Annotated in this window: 17 protein-coding genes and 1 tRNA gene; 10 read left to right on the forward strand and 8 right to left on the reverse strand. The window is 57.4% G+C overall.

Going from position 1 to position 18,443, the window contains the following annotated elements; translation table 11 throughout:
* Positions 1-120 precede the first annotated feature (120 nt).
* A complete protein-coding gene (locus KDX37_RS16400) occupies positions 121-1,014 on the forward strand; it encodes an alpha/beta fold hydrolase (protein ID WP_231653729.1) in 894 nt (297 codons plus the stop codon).
* 228 nt (positions 1,015-1,242) lie between these two features.
* Positions 1,243-1,316: transfer RNA gene (locus KDX37_RS16405), tRNA-Gly, on the forward strand.
* Positions 1,317-1,455: 139 nt separating this feature from the next.
* Here the strand turns inward: KDX37_RS16405 and KDX37_RS16410 are convergent.
* From KDX37_RS16410 to KDX37_RS16420, 3 genes are all read right to left on the reverse strand, one after another.
* The gene (locus KDX37_RS16410) at positions 1,456-1,590 is read right to left on the reverse strand and encodes a DUF2256 domain-containing protein (protein WP_231653730.1); all 135 of its coding nucleotides are present in this window, start codon (positions 1,588-1,590) and stop codon (positions 1,456-1,458) included.
* A 63-nt stretch (positions 1,591-1,653) separates the two neighbouring features.
* Positions 1,654-2,436: an SDR family NAD(P)-dependent oxidoreductase gene (locus tag KDX37_RS16415; RefSeq protein ID WP_231653731.1), complete on the reverse strand. Its 783-nt coding sequence runs from the start codon at positions 2,434-2,436 to the stop codon at positions 1,654-1,656.
* A gap of 150 nt (positions 2,437-2,586) precedes the next feature.
* The gene (locus KDX37_RS16420; protein ID WP_231653732.1) at positions 2,587-3,309 is read right to left on the reverse strand and encodes a haloacid dehalogenase type II; all 723 of its coding nucleotides are present in this window, start codon (positions 3,307-3,309) and stop codon (positions 2,587-2,589) included.
* Between the two features lie 234 nt (positions 3,310-3,543).
* Here KDX37_RS16420 and KDX37_RS16425 point away from each other — a divergent pair, with 234 nt between their 5' ends.
* On the forward strand, positions 3,544-4,125 hold the full coding sequence (locus KDX37_RS16425) for a hypothetical protein (protein WP_231653733.1): 582 nt from the start codon (positions 3,544-3,546) through the stop codon (positions 4,123-4,125).
* Positions 4,126-4,229: 104 nt separating this feature from the next.
* Here the strand turns inward: KDX37_RS16425 and KDX37_RS29430 are convergent, their stop codons facing one another.
* Together KDX37_RS29430 and KDX37_RS16435 are read right to left on the reverse strand one after the other, a co-directional pair.
* Positions 4,230-4,520, reverse strand: coding sequence for a DUF1652 domain-containing protein (locus KDX37_RS29430; RefSeq protein ID WP_231656669.1), 291 nt, complete (start codon positions 4,518-4,520; stop codon positions 4,230-4,232).
* Between the two features lie 163 nt (positions 4,521-4,683).
* Entirely contained in the window at positions 4,684-5,172 is a 489-nt protein-coding gene (locus KDX37_RS16435; RefSeq protein WP_231653788.1) for a GNAT family N-acetyltransferase, read from the reverse strand.
* Positions 5,173-5,346: 174 nt separating this feature from the next.
* On the opposite strand from KDX37_RS16435, the gene KDX37_RS16440 reads away from it, so the two are divergent.
* The 4 genes from KDX37_RS16440 to KDX37_RS16455 all read left to right on the forward strand — a co-directional run bounded on the left by KDX37_RS16440 (position 5,347) and on the right by KDX37_RS16455 (position 9,786).
* Complete coding sequence (locus KDX37_RS16440) at positions 5,347-6,339, forward strand: AraC family transcriptional regulator (protein ID WP_231653735.1); 993 nt, start codon at positions 5,347-5,349, stop codon at positions 6,337-6,339.
* Between the two features lie 150 nt (positions 6,340-6,489).
* A complete protein-coding gene (locus KDX37_RS16445; RefSeq protein WP_231653736.1) occupies positions 6,490-7,518 on the forward strand; it encodes a histone deacetylase family protein in 1,029 nt (342 codons plus the stop codon).
* A gap of 21 nt (positions 7,519-7,539) precedes the next feature.
* Positions 7,540-8,637 carry a polyamine ABC transporter substrate-binding protein gene (locus KDX37_RS16450; protein ID WP_231653737.1) on the forward strand — a complete coding sequence of 366 codons (1,098 nt, stop codon included), beginning with the start codon at positions 7,540-7,542 and terminating at the stop codon, positions 8,635-8,637.
* Positions 8,638-8,889: 252 nt separating this feature from the next.
* Complete coding sequence (locus KDX37_RS16455; protein ID WP_231653738.1) at positions 8,890-9,786, forward strand: DMT family transporter; 897 nt, start codon at positions 8,890-8,892, stop codon at positions 9,784-9,786.
* Between the two features lie 7 nt (positions 9,787-9,793).
* Here KDX37_RS16455 and KDX37_RS16460 read toward each other — a convergent pair whose 3' ends face one another.
* From KDX37_RS16460 to KDX37_RS16470, 3 genes are all read right to left on the reverse strand, one after another.
* Positions 9,794-11,011: a class I SAM-dependent methyltransferase gene (locus tag KDX37_RS16460; RefSeq protein WP_231653739.1), complete on the reverse strand. Its 1,218-nt coding sequence runs from the start codon at positions 11,009-11,011 to the stop codon at positions 9,794-9,796.
* Positions 11,012-11,159: 148 nt separating this feature from the next.
* On the reverse strand, positions 11,160-11,777 hold the full coding sequence (locus KDX37_RS16465) for a TPM domain-containing protein (RefSeq protein WP_231653740.1): 618 nt from the start codon (positions 11,775-11,777) through the stop codon (positions 11,160-11,162).
* A 26-nt stretch (positions 11,778-11,803) separates the two neighbouring features.
* Positions 11,804-12,499, reverse strand: coding sequence for a TPM domain-containing protein (locus KDX37_RS16470; RefSeq protein ID WP_231653741.1), 696 nt, complete (start codon positions 12,497-12,499; stop codon positions 11,804-11,806).
* 321 nt (positions 12,500-12,820) lie between these two features.
* On the opposite strand from KDX37_RS16470, the gene bglX reads away from it, so the two are divergent.
* From bglX to KDX37_RS16485, 3 genes are all read left to right on the forward strand, one after another.
* On the forward strand, positions 12,821-15,118 hold the full coding sequence (gene bglX, locus KDX37_RS16475; protein ID WP_231653742.1) for a beta-glucosidase BglX: 2,298 nt from the start codon (positions 12,821-12,823) through the stop codon (positions 15,116-15,118).
* A gap of 74 nt (positions 15,119-15,192) precedes the next feature.
* Positions 15,193-16,950 carry a sensor histidine kinase gene (locus KDX37_RS16480; RefSeq protein ID WP_231653743.1) on the forward strand — a complete coding sequence of 586 codons (1,758 nt, stop codon included), beginning with the start codon at positions 15,193-15,195 and terminating at the stop codon, positions 16,948-16,950.
* A gap of 6 nt (positions 16,951-16,956) precedes the next feature.
* Positions 16,957-18,291 (forward strand): sigma-54-dependent transcriptional regulator, encoded by a 1,335-nt coding sequence (locus tag KDX37_RS16485; protein ID WP_231653744.1) that lies wholly within the window; start codon positions 16,957-16,959, stop codon positions 18,289-18,291.
* Positions 18,292-18,443 lie beyond the last annotated feature (152 nt).

Raw genomic sequence — 18,443 nt, forward strand, 5'->3', positions numbered from 1 at the left:
TAATACCTGTCGAACAGATCGTTAGGATCGACATGGGCCTTTAATCGGCTATGCCTGCCTGTCACGAAACTCGTGCAATGTTGTTTGCGCGTTTACCTGTTTACGCCAGGAGTTACACCTATGTCGCCAGAAAAAGCGGTGCTTGATATACAAGGACAGTTTCGGGTTTACACGGAATTCTATCGCGCAGAGGCCGCTGAAAAGACCATCATTCTGGTCAACGGCTCACTGGCCACTACGGCATCCTTTGCCCAGACCGTACGCAATCTCAACCCGCGGCTGAACGTCGTGCTTTACGACCAGCCATACGCCGGGAAATCCAAGCCTCATAACCTGCACCAGACGCATCTCACCCGGGAAATGGAAGGCCAGATCCTGCTGGAGCTGATCGACCACTTCAATGCCGAACACGTGATGTCGTTTTCATGGGGCGGAGCCGCCGCGCTCGTTGCGCTTTCCCATCGACCGAAGCGAGTTGAAAGTGCAGTCATCAGCTCCTTCTCGCCGGTCATCAACCAACACATGCGCAGCTACCTGCAACGCGGCCTCACCCACCTGAGCGCCCACAATCGGCATGAAATGGGGCACTTGATCAACGACACTATCGGCAAACACCTGCCGTCACTGTTCAAGCGTTTTAATTATCGCCATGTGAGCAGCCTGGACCTGCATGAGTATGACCAGATGCTTCACCACATCAGTCAGGTTCTGGATATCGATCCGGGCAACTATCTGATGGCAGCCACCAGCATCAACGTGCCCGTACTGTTCATGAACGGTGCCTGGGACGAATACACGGCCGCAGACGACGCCAGGCAATTCGCTCAGTACGTAAAAAACAGCCGTTTCAGCACCATTGAGGCCGCCGGTCACTTCTTGGACATGGAGCACAAGGCCGCCTGCCGAGACTCGAAACTGGCGCTGATGAGCTTTCTGCAACCGCAAACAACCCTGACCGAGCCCTCGCGCCACGCCTACAACCTGGTCCCGAACCATCATGCCTTCGCCCTCTGACACCAGCGCTCGACAGAGCCGGGGAAACCACCGCCAGTGCACGAACAACGGCACTCGGCGGCTGGCCTCCCATGGCAGGCACCTGCACTGAACCTGCAGCCGGAAAAAATTAGCGCTTCAAATCAAGGTCTGCTTCTGGTACAAAGTCAGCCGCTCAAAGCGGGTGCCCTTCAGGGCGACAGTTCTGACAGAACGGCTCGCGAACGCGTACCGTAACAACGCTTAAATGCGGGTATAGTTTAGTGGTAAAACGAAAGCTTCCCAAGCTTTAGTTGAGGGTTCGATTCCCTCTACCCGCTCCATATTCTTCAATGAAATCAAACAGAAGCCTTCCAAAACTCAGCATTCAGACATGTCTGGGCGGCTCGCTTTACACCCCCGAATAAATCATTCCCCACTCTGCAAAATGCTATCTCCCGACTCAGGGCCTTTGCTCAGCGCTCACGTGCCTTTATTACGCCGACACCGCTCTGAACAGTAGCGAACTTCGTCCCAGCACCTTGCCCACTTTTTACGCCAGGTAAACGGCAGGCCGCAGACTGCGCAGGTTTTGACGGGAAGTTCGCTTTTCTTCATGAACACGTTCCAGAGGTCGTTGGGCAATCCGGCGGCGCCTCTCGGTGCGTCGACGGCAAGCGTCTAGTGAAGCCGGGCATTCTCGGCATGGTTGTGCGCCTTTACCGTTTCTGGCGTGGTGCGGTTGTCGATGGCCTGCTGTTTGGTCGCTTCATCGCCACCCACAACATGATCGACGTCATTCATCAACGCCTCAAAACCTTGCCTGGCCACCTCGGTCTTGTCATTTTTCTCTGACCTGCCGATCTTGCTGCTGCCCATCCCGGCCTTTTTGTGAAACTCGCTGTCAGTTGCGCCGGGGAGCAGCGCTGTCACGGTGACGCCTGTTCCGCGCAATTCTTCGCGAAGCGACTCAGCGAAGGAAAATCCGAATGCCTTGGAGGGGCCATACACCGTTTCATGGGGCGTGGGCTGAGTGGCTGAAATGGAAGAGGTGATGAGGATTCGGCCCTTTTTGTTGGCCAGCATGTGCGTCGCCACCCGCTTGGCCATGTGCACGGTGCCGGTGATGTTAATGGCGATCAACTTCAAATCGTCTTCGAGCGGGTTATCGACGAACGCCCCGCCCTGGCCGATGCCGACATTCAACGCTGCGGCATCCAGTCGACGATCAAGAGACATGACGTAATTCCACAGCGCTTCGACACCGTCGTACGTCGACGCATCTGCCTGATAGGCGAAACACTCGACGCCCAACGCGCCGATTTCCTGCGCGGACGTTTTTACTTTGTCGCTGGACCCGGAAATGATTACGTCGTGACCGTTCTGAGCAAACTGTTTGGCCAGTTCAAAACCGATGCCTGACGAACCTCCGGTGACCAGAGCGAGGGGGCGGCTGGATGACATGACTTTCTCCTGAGTAATAACGTTTGGGTCCTGCCGCAGAATCAATGGCAACGCGGCAGCTGTTCATCTGAAAGACCCATCCTCTGTTCGATCCATGATTTTTACCCAGTGGTGCCGTATGACCGTTGAGGCATTCGTGCACCTATCATTTCAACACCCCAGCGCATCGGCAACGTCGGTCAGGGAACCAACGATCAGGTCCCAGTCTTTCGCCGGGCTCAGATCGAGCGTCTGATTGGGGCCGTATTCGGTGGGTCGGCGAACGAACGCTGTTTTCAGGCCATTGGCACGAGCGGCCGCCAGGTCGGAATTGTGCGCCGCAATCATGCCCGCTGATTCAGGTGAGAAACCCGCGGTTTTGACCGATTTCAGATACACCTGCGGCTGAGGTTTATAGGTGCCCGCGATCTCGGCACCCAGGATGACGTCCCATGGCAAGCCGCCGAATTTCGCCAGTTTCAGCATCCCGGCAATATGCCCATTCGACAGGGCGCCAATCGCGAATTTGCGCTTCAAGCGGGTCAGACCGGCGACGGCGTCCGGCCAGGGATCCAACTGTTCCCACGCGCGGTTGAGCTCAACGAGTTCTGCGTCTGTCGCCGCGCCGAAATCGAAATCGTACCGGGCGAGCACGGTTTCCAGATTCTCACGGTTAAGCACATCCAGAGTCACGTAGGGGCGCTCGCCGGAACGCACACGCTGCATGGACGGCTGATACAGCGCGCGCCATTGGTCCGCGAAATCGAGCGGGTCTGCGCTCACGTCATGGCGATGCAGAAACGGCGCAGCCGCGCGGGCCACGCCGTTTCGCCAGTCGACGACGGTGCCAAATACGTCAAAGCCCAGAAAACCAACGGTGTCGAATGTGGACATGAATTTTCTCCAGATGCGAGCTGCGTTACAGAAATCGGCCAGACTCAATAATAGTCAGGCAACGCAGAACCACGGCCTCAGCTAGGCCTGGACGGACCAAACGTCCAGAAACGGTTCAGCCGTAACGACTCCAGGCCATCCGCACTCAGGTGTGCGGGACGGGAACCTGTACAGGATTTTGCCGACCAAGGGCCTGTATTTGAATTACCACCCACCATTTCTCAAGGACGAAAAATGCGCTTTGCTGCCCTGTTGCTGGCCGTTGCCTTTGTTGCCGGCTGCGCTTCCACGCCTGACTACTACATCTCCCCCACTCCGGCGCACATCCCGAAAACAGCCACCTATTGGGTCGAGACATTCGAACTCAAGCTGGAGGGTGAAAACGAGAGATTCATGACCCGTGATCAAGTGAAAGACGGATTTGAGCTTGAGCTGATCAACGGCTTGAAAAAGGCCAATCGTTACGCTGCCAGCAAAGACGATGCGGATTACCTGCTGGACGTCAGCACGGTGTACACGCGCCGAATCAATGACTACCAAGGAGGGCTGATATCGTCAATCGTCGATGACAATACCGTCCTGCTGAGCGTCGATTTCGGCTATCAGATTTCAGTGAAGAAGTCCGGCAGCGAGGTGCTGCATTTCGGCAAGCACCTTGAGCGCCTGCAGCCGGGCGGTATAAGGGGCGAATTGGAAAACTGGAAAACCTTGGCCAAGATAGTGACGAATAAAGGAAATTCCCGCACCGAGAGGTTTTTCATCAGCGTTTTGCCTCGTAATATCGTCAGAGATATCGAGGACATTCCGTCACGGTGATGGCGGCTAATACTCATAAATCAACGTGTCGCGGCAGTTATCGCCCGACACGTGCGACGAACACGTCAGGCCCACAGGAATCTCGCCTGACAGAAAAAGCTGTATTACTTCCAGTGCTTCATGGGCGCTGGCTGATCGGCAAGAGCAATACTTTGCGTCCCGCTCATCGACAACAGATACCGAGCCTCACCCACCAGCTCGGAAATGGCCCTGCTCGAGGCAAGGCTGGACAGTTTGATACCGGTCATGCAGATCATGTCCTGAGGACTTGTGGCGCTGGTCAGCGTCAACGTCAATGACCCCCCATCTGCCATGGCCCACTCACAGCGATGCGGAAGCAATGATTGTTCAATCATGTGCTTTATTTCAAGCATGGAAAGTCGGTAGGCGTTCATGGTCTTCCTGAGACAAGTCAATTTGATACGTCATTAACGGTCAGAAAGTCTTGAAAATGAGACGTTCCCTATAAATATCAATGGCGAGCCTGCTGTTAGTACATAAAAACTATTCTTGTACATTTATGAATATTTGCAGTGTTCTTGTACAGGTTTTAACGCCTCATCTTTTTGTGTTTCCACACGCTTTTATTGAAAGCGGAGTGCGTCCAATCGTCATCGACATTTTGACGCTGTCAATACCGGAGCCATGAGCATCAGTCTCAATATGGTTCACAGCAAAGCCAAGTCCTGCGTAGAAGCCCTGAACATGTTGGCTGGTATTGATGTAAGCGCTGATCACACCGGGGATCGACTTCATGAGTTCCAGCCGGGCCAGAGTCAGAAAGCGACCCAGGTTTTTTCCGTGGTGGTGACTGTCCACCATGCCCCACGTCAGTTCGGCTAACGATGAGTCGGTCAGAACAAGAAAACCGCCACAGCCCAATGTCTCGCCATTGCGTTGGGCCACAAAGTACTCCCCCAGCGGGGCGAGCAGAAAGTTGGCAAATTTCTCTCGTTCCGAAGGGTCAAAATAATGCGGCGTATTGGTATCGAAAATGTGCAGACAGGCATCCCGATCCATGAGGGCGTATGGCCTTAACGTGTCCATGTGCGAGCCTTCTCTCTGAGCCTGAGAATATTCAGTCCGTGAAGCCAACCTGATCGCGTGTTGTATACCGGCCAAGGTGATGTGAACAGGTTCGCAACTCATGCATTCAATATATACAAGGCGGTACAGGCTGTGCATCTTTTGCCCAGGATTGTCAGCCAACGGAAAGCGCCGATGCTGCATGCTCATCTCACCACCCTGAACGCCGTTTCACTGGTGCTCGAAACGTTTGTCGCGCAGGGGTTTACACGCGAAGCGTTGCTGGAAGGCAGCGGGATCAATGTGGCAGAACTCGAACGGGCCGAGATCCGCATCACTACGCATCAGGAAATGCGCGTGTACGCCAATGCGGTGGCGTTGCGCCCCGATGTCGGGCTGGAGCTGGGCAGGCGGATGCACGTGTCGTCTTACGGCATTCTGGGTTACGCATTGCTCACCAGCGCCACACTTGGGGATGCATTGCGTCTGGCGCTAGCTTACCCCGCCCTGCTGGGGACGTTGTTTGAACTGCACCTGGTAGACGATGGAGACACAGTCTGGCTCGGCGCAAGCAACTATGGCGCACATGAGCAACTGACGGTGTTCAACACCGAAATGTGTCTGGCCTCACTCAAGCTTATCTGCGACGACCTGCTGGGGCATCCGCTGCCCCTGATTGGCGCACGGTTCAAGCATTCGGCACCTGATTACCTGCAACGCTATGACGAAACGTTTGCAAGCCCCGTGCAGTTCGATCACAGCGAGAATGCGTTCGGATTTGCGCGCATCTGGCTCGACCATGGCCTGCCGCTGGCTGACCGCATCACCCATCGCGACATGCATGAGCGGTGTCGGCGACAGAACACCGAGTTCACCGGGCGCCAGGCCTGGCTGGCGCGCGTTCGCCGGCTGATCACCGACCAACTGAAAGGCGCGCCCAGTCTGGGCGCTGTTGCACAACAGATGAACTGCTCAGAGCGCACCCTGCGTCGTCACTTGCTTGCAAACGGTAGCACTTATCAGGCCTTGCTCGACGAACTGCGCTTCGAACGGGCCAAGGAGTTGTTACACGAAGACCGGCTTCCTATTCATCGAATTGCCGAAGAGCTGGGTTTCAGCGAGACCGCAAGCTTTCGACACGCCTTCACGCGCTGGAGCGGCGTCGCGCCGAGTCATTACCGCAACTGAAACTGCCTTCAAACGGGGCGTCGCGCCTCAATAAGGGGCGATATCAGGTCAATATTTATGGCCGAATCAATCCTTTTTTGGCCGTAATGATCGTTCCCGCCACGGGTGCTGCTCGCCAAGAATGAGCAACCTGCCGCGAGGAAAATAACAATGCTGACGATCTATTCGGACGACCACCGTCTGCACCATGGCCGCTGCGAGCTGATTGACGGGCAATTGATGCCCTGCTTCGAGATGCCATCGCGCGCCGATCATGTGCTTGAGCGTATTCGCACACGTAACATCGGACCCGTGTTGCCGCCGGACGATTTTGGGTTGGCCCCGCTGCTGCGCGTGCACACCCAAGCGTATCTGACCTTTTTTCAGCAAGCCTGGGCGCGCTGGAACGACATGGGCCGTGACGGCGATCTGCTGCCCTACACCTGGCCCGCCCGCACGTTGCGTGGCGTGATACCTGAAAGTCTGCACGGCGAATTGGGTTACTACAGTTTCGACGCGGGTGCGCCCATTACAGCGGGTACCTGGCAGGCAGCCTACAGCGCCGTACAAGTCGCACTGACCGCACAACGGGCCATGAACGCAGGAGCCCGAAGCGCGTTCGCGTTGTGTCGGCCGCCCGGCCACCATGCCGCCAGCGACGTCATGGGCGGCTATTGCTACCTGAACAATGTTGCCATCGCCGCCCAGGCCTTTCTCGATCAGGGCGCCGCGAAAGTCGCGATCATTGATGTGGATTATCACCACGGCAACGGCACGCAGTCGATTTTCTACTCGCGCAGCGACGTTCTGTTCACCTCCATTCATGGTCATCCGGAAGCGGAGTTCCCGTTCTTTCTCGGTTATGGCGACGAAACCGGCGAAGGTGACGGAGCGGGGTACAACTTCAATTACCCGCTGGCCGCCGGCAGTGGCTGGGATCGCTGGAGCGAGGCACTGGAACAGGCATGCAAGGAGGTGGAACGCTATGACCCGAACGTCGTGCTGATCTCGCTGGGCGTTGATACGTTCAAGGACGATCCGATCTCACAGTTCAAACTCGAAAGCGACGATTACCTGACTATGGGCGAGCGCCTCGCACGTCTCGGCAAGCCCACGCTGTTCGTGATGGAAGGCGGTTACGCCGTCGAAGAAATCGGCATCAATGCCGTGAATGTATTGGAAGGTTTTGAACGCGTTTGACTTTAATCTCTGGAGATAACGATGAAACGACTCAAGCGCTTTATCCCCTTGCTGTGCGCATCGCTGCTTTGTACGACGGTACAGGCCGACGAGCCACGCACGCTGCGCGTTTACAACTGGTTCGACTACATCACCCCGCAGACGCTCACCGACTTCAAAAGCGAAACCAAAGTCAATTTGATCTACGACATCTTCGACACCAACGAAGCGCTGGAAGCCAAACTGCTGACCGGCAATTCGGGTTACGACGTGGTGGTGCCGTCCAACGTATTTCTCGCCAAGCAGATCGAAGCGGGTGTGTTCCAGCCTCTGGACCGCAGCAAGCTCAGCCATTACGCCAACCTCGACCCCAAGTTGATGAAGCTGCTGGAGGCAAACGATCCCGGCAACAAATACGCCGTGCCCTACATGTATGGGACGATTCTGATCGGTTTCAACCCGGACAAGGTGAAGGCCGTACTGGGCGAAAACGCACCGGTGAACAGCTGGGACCTGATCTTCAAGGAAGAGAACATCAGCAAGCTCAAACAGTGTGGCGTCGCCCTGCTCGATTCGCCCTCCGAGATCATGCCGCTGGCATTACAGTATCTGGGCCTGCCGCCGAACAGCACCAAGGCGGATGACTACAAGAAAGCCGAAGCGCTGATGCTGAAAATCAGGCCTTACATTACCTACTTCCATTCCTCGAAATACATGGCCGACATCGCCAACGGCGACATCTGCGTGGCGGTCGGCTATTCAGGCAGTTTCTCCCAGGCCGCCAACCGCGCCAAAGACGCCAAAAATGGCGTGACCGTAGACATGCGCCTGCCAAAAGAAGGTGCACCGATCTGGTTCGACATGCTGGCAATTCCAAAAGGGGCGAAGAATACTCAGGACGCGCTGACCTTCATCAACTACCTGCTGCAACCCAAAGTCATTGCGCCAATCAGCGATTTTGTCGGTTACCCGAACCCCAACATGAATGCCAACGATCTCGTAACGCCCGAGATCCGCAACAACCCGAATCTGTACCCGACCGAAGAAGCGATGAAAACGCTGTATACCCTGCAACCGCTGCCTGCGGCGGCAGAGCGGGCCCGCACCCGAGCATGGACCAAAATCAAATCGGGGACCTGAGTTGAACCAGGCGTCACGCGTCCTGCCAACGGCAAATGCGTGGCGCTTCGAAAAACCGGTACTCCCTTTCAAATCTTCCGCGCTCCCGCTCACCCGCCGTGCCGGCACTCGCTGGCAACCGGCGACCTGAGTCCTTTCGAGACGCCAGCAAACTGTACGGCCAAATCCGTCGGTAGCTGTAAAGGCAAGCCATGGCGAACTATGGCTAGATACTTGTCCTTGTAAACACAACAAAAAGACTGGATCGCAATCATGTCGTCTCGTGAAAACACCGGTATGGCCCTGGGCCTGCTGGGAGTGGTTATTTTTAGTTTGACGCTACCCATGACCCGCGTCGTGGTGCAGGAAATCCATCCACTGCTCAATGGTCTGGGCCGGGCATTGCTCGCCGCCATTCCTGCGGCCGCATTGTTGTACTGGCGGCGCGAGAAGTGGCCGACGCGTCAACAGTTCAAGGGGCTGTTGCTGGTGATTGCCGGAGTCATCATCGGCTTTCCCATTCTGTCGGCATGGGCCATGCAGACCCTGCCGGCATCACACGGCGCACTGGTCAACGGCATACAACCATTGTTCGTCGCGATCTATGCCGCGTGGCTTTCTCATGAGCGGCCTTCAAAAGCGTTCTGGCTGTGTGCGGCACTGGGTAGCGCGCTGGTGCTGAGCTACGCACTGATGAGCGGCGCTGGCAGTATTCAAGCGGGCGATCTGTGGATGCTCGGAGCCGTTGCCGTTGGCGGGTTGGGATATGCTGAAGGCGGTCGACTGGCCAGGGAAATGGGCGGCTGGCAGGTCATCTGCTGGGCGCTGGTGCTGTCAAGCCCCCTACTGGTGGGGCCGTGTCTTTATCTGGCGGCACAGCACCAGGGCACGATCTCGTTCGGCACGTGGTGGGCGTTCGGCTACGTGGCGTTTTTTTCGCAGTTCATTGGCTTCTTTGCCTGGTATTCAGGGCTGGCGATGGGCGGGATTTCTCGGGTCAGTCAGGTTCAGTTGCTGCAGATCTTCTTCACCATCGCATTGTCCGCCCTGTTCTTTGGCGAACATATCGAGCCGATGACCTGGGTGTTTGCCGCCGCAGTCATTGCCACCGTCATGCTTGGGCGCAAGACATCGGTCATTGCGCCCAGGGCGGTCGAAGCCGCCAGTTAACGCTCTTTCAGTTCAGAGTACCGTCGCCCCGGAGCAGGGTTTCCAGGCAGTGTTCGGTAATTCCGTAGAACGTTTTCAGCTCTTGAATACGCGCCTGCAAATGCGTCGGATCAACCGGCTCGGCGCGTTTGACCGCAAGGATCATCTTGTTCTTGTTGGTGTGTTCCAGCGAAATGAACTCGAATACTTTCGTCTCATAGCCGCAGGCTTCCAGCAGCAAGGCACGCAGGCTGTCGGTGACCATTTCTGCCTGCTGGCCCATGTGCAGGCCGTATTGCAGCATCGGTTTCAACAGGACAGGACTCTGGATCTGCAGGCGAATCTGTTTGTGGCAGCACGGCGAGCACATGATGATCGAGGCACCGGAGCGGATTCCCATGTGAATGGCGTAGTCCGTCGCGATGTCACAGGCATGCAGCGCAATCATCACATCCAGCGCGCTGGGCGCAACCGTACGCACATCGCCATGTTGAAACGCCAGGCCGGGATGTTCCAGTCGCGCCGCGGCGTTGTTGCACAACGTCACCATGTCCTCACGCAACTCGACGCCGGTCACCATCCCTTCTGCCTGCAACGTATTGCGCAGGTAATCATGAATGGCGAACGTCAGGTAGCCCTTGCCCGAACCGAAGTCCGCGACCTTGATCGGTTGATCAAGCTTCAAGGGCGATGAAGTCAGTGCGTGGGAAAACACCTCGATGAACTTGTTGATCTGTTTCCATTTGCGCGACATGGCCGGGATCAGCTCATGCTGCTTGTTGGTCACGCCCAGGTCAGTCAGAAACGGACGAGTAAGCTCCAGATAGCGCTTCTTTTCACGGTCATGACCGGCTGAAGGCGTTTCGCGCTCTTGCTGTGCCTTGCTCTTGAACAGCGTGGTTTTGCCCTTCTTGCTGAATTCCAGCTGGACCTCTTCGGTCAGAGACAACAGGTGCGCATTTTTGAACGACTCAGGCAGCAGGCCTGCAACAACCGCCAACGCCTCCGCCAGCGGAAAATTCTTGGTGATGTCACGCGTCTTGTAGCGATAGACAAACGACAGGCACGGCTGGTCCTTGACGATCAGCGGCTTGATGATGACCCGCTGCAACTCGACCTCGCTGCCCACGTGTTTGGCCAGAACCAGCTTGACCAGAGAGTTTTGCGACAGGCTGGTGTCCAGCAAGGCCAGGAACTGCGCGCGGTGATCGGACACGGCAGCGGACGGGGGAGGAGAAACTGACATCAAAAAGTGCCTCAGTCGTCCCGAACGGGACTCAAAAAATCCAGAGGCACATTTTAAGCGTCTGTGAAGGCCATGGGCAGCGTTATTTGGGACAGCAGGTGGAACACGCGCTGACCTTGTGCCCGAAAATCAATGGCACTTGCGTCCTTCAGCGAAGCACGACCAGCCGGTTGGGCAGCTCGTTTCTGCCATGCGTGACCGGCACATGGTCGGCCAGCAGCTCACCGCAGGCATGGATACAGCCCAGAAACCCTTGCAGCGTCTGGCCGTCCCGCACCTGCTGGGTGAACACATCAACCATGGCTTTCCAGGTATCGTCATGCAGACGACTGGCGATGCCATGATCGACAAGAATCTCCACGTAACGCTCGGCTTCGCTGACAAACACCAGAATGCCGGTGCCTTCTTGAGTCTTGTGCAGGTTCTGTTCGAGAAACTGTCGCCTGGCCAGATTACCGGCCCGCCAATGCTTGACCGAGGCAGGTACGAGGTGGGCGGTCACTTGCGGAATCCGACACGCCAGAGCCACCACGATGAAGGTGCTCATTTGCGCGAGCATCAGCTCATCGGCACTCAGCCACTGGAGGCAATAATTGATGCTGCCCGGCAACAACAACCCTAGCAGACCGGCCCAGATCAGGGGCATATAGGCATAATCGTCGGCACGCGCGGCCAGGACGGTCACCAGTTCGGCATCGGTTCGCTGTTCGACGCGATCAATCGCCTGCGCTACCAATTGTTGTTCTTCTTTGTTCAGTAAAGCCATTGCTCTCTCATTCCCTGACGGGTCAATTACCAGTTGCCTGAAGCGCCGCCGCCGCCAAAACGGCCGCCGTTGCGACCACATGCCTCGTCACATTTGCCTACCCGCCCTGTAGAACCGCGCCGGATACTGACGGCCACAATGATCAGTACCACCAACGTCAAGGCCATCGCCAACAACCATACCTGATTATCCCTGCCCTGCTCCTCAGCCCCGCCGAGCACTCCGGACAGCTCGGGATAATCAGGCACCTGACCACCCAACGCGGTGACCACTGCCTGAGTGCCGCGCTCGATGCCCATTGCGAAACGGCCTTCGTTGAACTCGGGCATCATCAGCATATCGACGATAAGTGAAGACTGAGCGCCGGTCAGACGGTTCTCCACCCCGGAACCCACTTCAATGAACACCTTGCGTTTGTCACGATGGATCAGCATGAGCACGCTTTTGGCCTTGCCGCCCCGGCCGAGGCCCCATGCATCACCAAGGCGAGCGCCGAAATCTTCCAGGCTGGCGCCCTGCAAATCAGCCAGCGTCACAACGACCACGCGTTCACCGGTGGCCTGCTCATGGGCACGCAGCAGTTTGGAGAGACGCACGCTGGTCTGGCTGTCCAGCATCTGGGCAGCGTCAATCACACTGCCGGTCATGGGTGGGAAGACCAGCGCAGGCGGTTCTGCCTGGGCTCGAAACACACTTCCCACCGCCATTAACAGGAACAACATAATCGGTAACACACACTTCAAAATCGGACCTCCGGTACTTTTTGAATCCAGTGAATCGACACGCTTAGCCAAAACAGAAGTTCCCCGGCATAATCCCCCGCCAGAGACCAGGAATCGATCAATCGTTGACCAGGCTAGCGTGTACAAAGATCAGTCAAAAATGATTGTTTCAGTACGCAACAGGGAGAGACCTTGCGCACCCATGCTTGCACGCGCCCTCGTTGCCCCCTGCTCGAACAATAACGCCAAAGGTCTATAACCCAAAAACTGGCTGTCGGATATTAAACGCGAGTTACCGACAAAAGCCTTGAGAAATTATTCATGAATAAGCTGTGTGTATTAGGTTTACTGGTCGGTCTTGCCAGCCAGTCGGCACTGGCCCAGAACGCTGCGCCTTCCGAGAAAGTCCCGCTTCAGGCCAAGAACGCGTTCATTTCCAAGCTCATGAAACAAATGACTCTGGATGAAAAAATCGGCCAGTTGCGTCTGATCAGTATCAGCTCAGAAATGCCCCAGCCCATGATCCTCAAGGAAATCGCCGCAGGCCGCATTGGCGGCACGTTCAACTCCATTACGCGCTCGGAAAACCGTCCGCTGCAAGAGGCTGCCGTCGCCAAGAGCCGCCTGAAAATCCCGATGTTCTTCGCCTACGACGTGGTACACGGGCATCGCACCATTTTCCCGATCAGCCTGGGTATGGCCTCCAGCTGGGACATGGACGCCATTGCTCTGACAGGCCGGGTTTCGGCCAGGGAAGCCAGCGCTGACGGCCTCGACATGACCTTCGCTCCGATGGTTGATATTTCCCGCGATCCACGTTGGGGTCGCAGCTCTGAAGGGTTCGGCGAAGACACTTATCTGGTGTCGCGCATTTCAGACGTTATGGTCCGGTCGCTCCAGGGCAAAAATGTAAGCGCGAATGACAGCATCATGGCTGCCGTCAAACATTTCGCCCTGTACGGTGCGGTGGAAGGCGGACGTGACTACAACACCGTGGACATGAGCATGACCCGCATGTACCAGGATTACCTGCCGCCTTACCGTGCCGGTATCGATGCAGGTGCGGGTGGCATCATGGTTGCGCTCAACTCGATCAATGGCGTGCCAGCCACGTCCAATACATGGCTGATGCAGGATCTGTTGCGCAAGGACTGGGGCTTCAAGGGCGTGACCATCAGCGATCACGGCGCGATCAAGGAACTGATCGAACACGGCGTGGCCAAGGATTACCGCGAAGCCGCCAAGCTGGCCATCAAGGCTGGCGTTGACCTGAGCATGAACGACGTCGCCTACGGCGAGCAGTTGCCAGGCCTTGTGAAAGACGGCGAAGTCTCGGTACAGGAAATCGACAACGCCGTGCGCGAAGTGCTGGGTGCCAAGTACGACATGGGCCTGTTTGCTTCGCCTTATGGCCGCATCGGCGTTGCTGCGGATGATCCTGCCGACACCTACTCCGACGACCGTCTGCACCGTGCAGAAGCTCGTGACGTAGCCCGCAAGACGCTGGTGCTTCTGAAAAACCAGAACGACACCCTGCCGCTGAAAAAACAGGGCACCATCGCTGTGATCGGCAGCCTGGCACAGAGTCATCTCGACATGCTGGGCAGCTGGTCGGCCGCTGGCCGTCCCAACCAGTCGGTGACCGTGTATGAAGGTCTGGCCAACGCCGTGGGCGACAAGGCCAAACTGGTCTATGCCCGTGGCGCCAATGTCAGCGACAACGAGCACATCCTCAACTACCTGAATTTCATCGAGAAGGAGGTGGAAGTTGATCCACGCCCGGCTCAGGAAATGATCGACGAAGCCGTGAAGGTTGCGGAACAGGCCGATGTGATCGTGGCGGTAGTGGGTGAGTCACGTGGCATGTCACATGAGTCGGCAAGCCGCAGCAGCCTGACCATTCCAGGCAAACAGCGGGACCTGATCAAGGCGCTCAAAGCAACCGGCAAGCCACTGGTACTGGTTCTGATGAACGGCCGTCCGCTGGTTCTGGTCGATGAACAGGAGCAGGCCGACGCCATGCTCGAAACGTGGTTCCCCGGCACCGAAGGCGGCAATGCCGTGGCTGACGTCCTGTTCGGCGACTACAACCCGTCAGGCAAGCTGGCCATGTCGTTCCCGCGTTCCATTGGGCAACTGCCGGTCTACTACGCACATCTGAACACCGGTCGTCCGTACCATGAAGGCAAGCCGGGCAACTACACCTCACACTATTACGAGGAACCCAACGGCCCGCTGTTCCCGTTTGGTTACGGCCTGAGCTACACGCAGTTCGACGTCTCGGACATCAAATTGTCGGACGCCAACATGGCACGTAAAGGCAAACTGACCGCCAGCGTCACCGTCAAGAACACCGGCAAGGTTGCCGGTGCCACTGTGGTGCAGCTGTATCTGCGCGATATTGCAGCGTCCATCAGCCGCCCCGTCAAAGAACTGAAAAACTTTGAAAAGGTCGAGCTTGAGCCAGGCCAGGAAAAAGTTGTTACCTTCACGCTCAGCGAAGATGACCTGAAGTTCTACAACTCGCAGCTCAAATACGCTGCCGAGCCGGGCGACTTCAAGGTGATGATCGGTCTGGACTCCCAAACCGTGAAAGAAGCGACCTTCACCCTGTTGTAATACTGCGGATGGCGCACGCGTGAGCACCCTGCCCACGAGCGCGCCCATCCAACTCGTCAGGCAGTGCACGTGACATGACGTTCAAGCATCGCTATCTGCGCTTAGCCCTGTATGTGCTGCTGATACTGGCAGGTGCCGCTCTTTCGGCCGGTTTGGCGATGCATCAGGCGCAGCGCCACGCTGTGTCGGAAGACGCTGTCCGCGCAAGCGGGCAGTTATCGTTATACGCCAACACCCTGCATACCCTGATCGAACGCTACCGCGCGCTGCCGTCGGTGCTGGCACTTGACCCTGAAATACGTGCCGCCCTCAAGGCACCGATCAGTGAGAGCGAGCAGCAGGCGCTCAATCTCAAGCTGGAAAAGATCAACGACACCGCCCACTCGTCGACACTCGAATTGCTCGACCGTCATGGTCTGGCCATCGGCGCGAGCAACTGGCGTACGCCCAACAGCTACGTTGGCCACAACTACGGCTTTCGCCCTTATTTTTTGCAAACCCGCGCCGAGGGCGTCGGGCGTTTCTACGCCGTGGGTGTCACCACAGGCATCCCTGGCTACTTCCTGTCCAGTGCAGTGCTGGACGACCAGGGCACGTTCATTGGCGCCATGGTGGTGAAGCTGGAGTTCCCCACGCTTGAAAAGGAATGGGGCCAGGGCGAAGACCTGCTGTTGGTCAGTGATGACAAGGGTATTGTATTTATCGCCAATCAGCCCGGCTGGCGTTACCGCGAGCTGGAGCCCATTTCTGTCGAAAATCGCACCGAGCTTTTGCGCACCCGCCAATACGATAAAAAGCCGCTGTCGCCGCTGCGCAGTCGACTCATTGATCGCATAGGTCCGCACAGCAATCTGAATCGTGTCGAAGGCCCGGACGGTACGGCTGACTACCTCTGGCAGTCATTACCCTTGCCCGATGAAAACTGGACGTTGCACCTGTTGCGCAAACCGCCGGTGTCCAACGAGGACATTCGCAATGCAGGGCTCGCTGCTGCCGGCATTTGGTTGGCGTTGGTCTTTCTGGCCCTGTTCCTTTATCAGCGCTGGCGGCTGGCCCGCTTGCGCGAGCGCAGCCGGGACGAGCTGGAGCGCCTGGTTCTTGAACGCACCCGCGATCTGCAGACCGCCCAGGACGGCCTGGTGCAATCTGCCAAGCTGGCGGCACTGGGACAGATGTCAGCGGCGCTGGCCCATGAAATCAACCAGCCTCTGACTGCCCAGCGCATGCAACTGGCAACCTTGCGCCTGCTGCTTGACCAAGGCCGTATCGACGAAGCCTGCAAAGCGCTGGTCCCCGTCGACCAGCAATTGACCCGCATGGCGGCCCTGACCGGGCACCTCAAGACCTTCGCGCGTAAAAGCCCCAGCGGCTTGCGTGAGCGACTGGACCTGGCCACGGTGGTTGATCAGGCACTGTTGCTGCTGGACCCTCGATTGCGCGAAGAACATATCGATTGCGTTCTACACCTGGCACGTCCCGCCTGGGTACGCGGCGATGCGATTCGGCTGGAGCAGGTGCTTATCAATCTTTTACGCAACGCGCTGGACGCCATGCGTGACAGCACGTCAAGGAAACTGGAAGTGCGTATTGACAGCCTCAATGATCAATGGCGCCTCAGCGTCAGCGATACCGGCTCGGGGATTGCTGCCGAAAACCTGGCCAATATCTTCGATCCGTTTTTCACCACCAAACCGGTAGGAGACGGCCTTGGCCTCGGGCTGGCCGTGTCATACGCGATCATTCATGAACTGGGCGGCCAACTGACTGCGGAGAATCACGCCACGGGCGCGATATTCTGGTTCAGCCTGCCCAATGACTTTCTGGAAATCTGACCCGACATGTTGAATTCGGTGATCGTGGTAGATGACGAAGCCCCTATCCGACAGGCAGTCGAGCAATGGCTGACGCTGTCCGGCTTTACGGTGCAAGTCTTTGCGCGTGCCGAGGATTGCCTGGAGCAGTTGCCTGAACACTTCCCTGGCGTGGTGCTCACCGATGTGCGCATGCCGGGCATGAGCGGGTTGGAACTGTTGGCCCTTCTGCAAGGCCGTGACAAGGATCTGCCGGTCATCCTCCTGACCGGCCATGGCGACGTACCCATGGCGGTCGATGCAATGCGTGAAGGTGCGTATGACTTTCTGGAAAAACCATTCAGCCCGGAAACGCTGATCAGCAACCTGAGACGGGCGCTGGAGAAGCGCCAGCTGATCCTGGAAAACCGTCGTCTGCACGAACAGGCGGACACCCGTTCCCGTCTCGACGTGACCCTGCTGGGCATGTCACCCAGCCTGCAGACTTTGCGCCGTCAGGTGCTGGAGCTGTCGCAGCTGCCGGTCAACGTGATCATTCGTGGTGAAACAGGCAGCGGAAAAGAGCTGGTCGCACGCTGCCTGCATGACTTCGGACCGCGCGCGGGCAAACCTTTCGTTGCGCTGAACTGCGCGGCGATCCCCGAGCATCTTTTCGAGGCAGAGTTGTTCGGCCACGAAAGCGGCGCGTTCACCGGGGCACAGGGCAAGCGGATCGGCCGACTGGAGTACGCCGACGGCGGGACTGTGTTTCTCGATGAAATCGAAAGCATGCCAATGGCGCAACAGGTCAAGCTGCTGCGCGTCCTGCAGGACAAGCGTCTTGAACGACTGGGCTCGAACCAGAGCATCGAGGTCGACTTGAGGATCATCGCCGCCACAAAGCCTGACCTGCTGGAAGAGGCACGCGCCGGCCGTTTTCGCGAAGATCTGGCATACCGTCTGAACGTCGCCGAGCTGCGATTACCCCCGCTACGCGAACGGCGGGAAGACATCCCGTTGCTGTTCAGCCACTTTGCCAATGCCGCGGCGCAACGGATGGGTCGCACAGCGCCGACCGTCAGCGCGACGCGCCTGACTCAGCTGCTCAGCCACGACTGGCCGGGCAATGTGCGCGAGCTGGCGAACGCTGCCGAGCGTCAGGCATTGGGTTTGACCGAGTCTGATTCAGGCACCGAAACGGATAGCTCCGGGCAATCGCTTGCCGCCCAGCAAGAGGCCTTTGAGGCCCAGTGTCTACGGGCCTCCCTCACCCGGCACAAGGGCGATATCAAGGCCGTGCTCAGCGAACTGCAACTGCCACGCCGTACCCTCAATGAGAAAATGCAGCGCCATGGTCTGGTCCGCGAGATGTTTCTTGGTTGATTACCGGCTCGGGCCCATAGACTTCTTTCGGGCATAACCGAACATTTGCGCGAGAGCCCTGTCTGCATACTGTTGCGGTCACCTTTGGTCGTGATAGCTGGATATCAACAGGGCACAATGACATCATGCTCAACTCTACTCTCCAGCTGATT

The organism is Pseudomonas californiensis (assembly GCF_021147775.1).
Classification (GTDB): Bacteria; Pseudomonadota; Gammaproteobacteria; order Pseudomonadales; family Pseudomonadaceae; genus Aquipseudomonas; species Aquipseudomonas californiensis.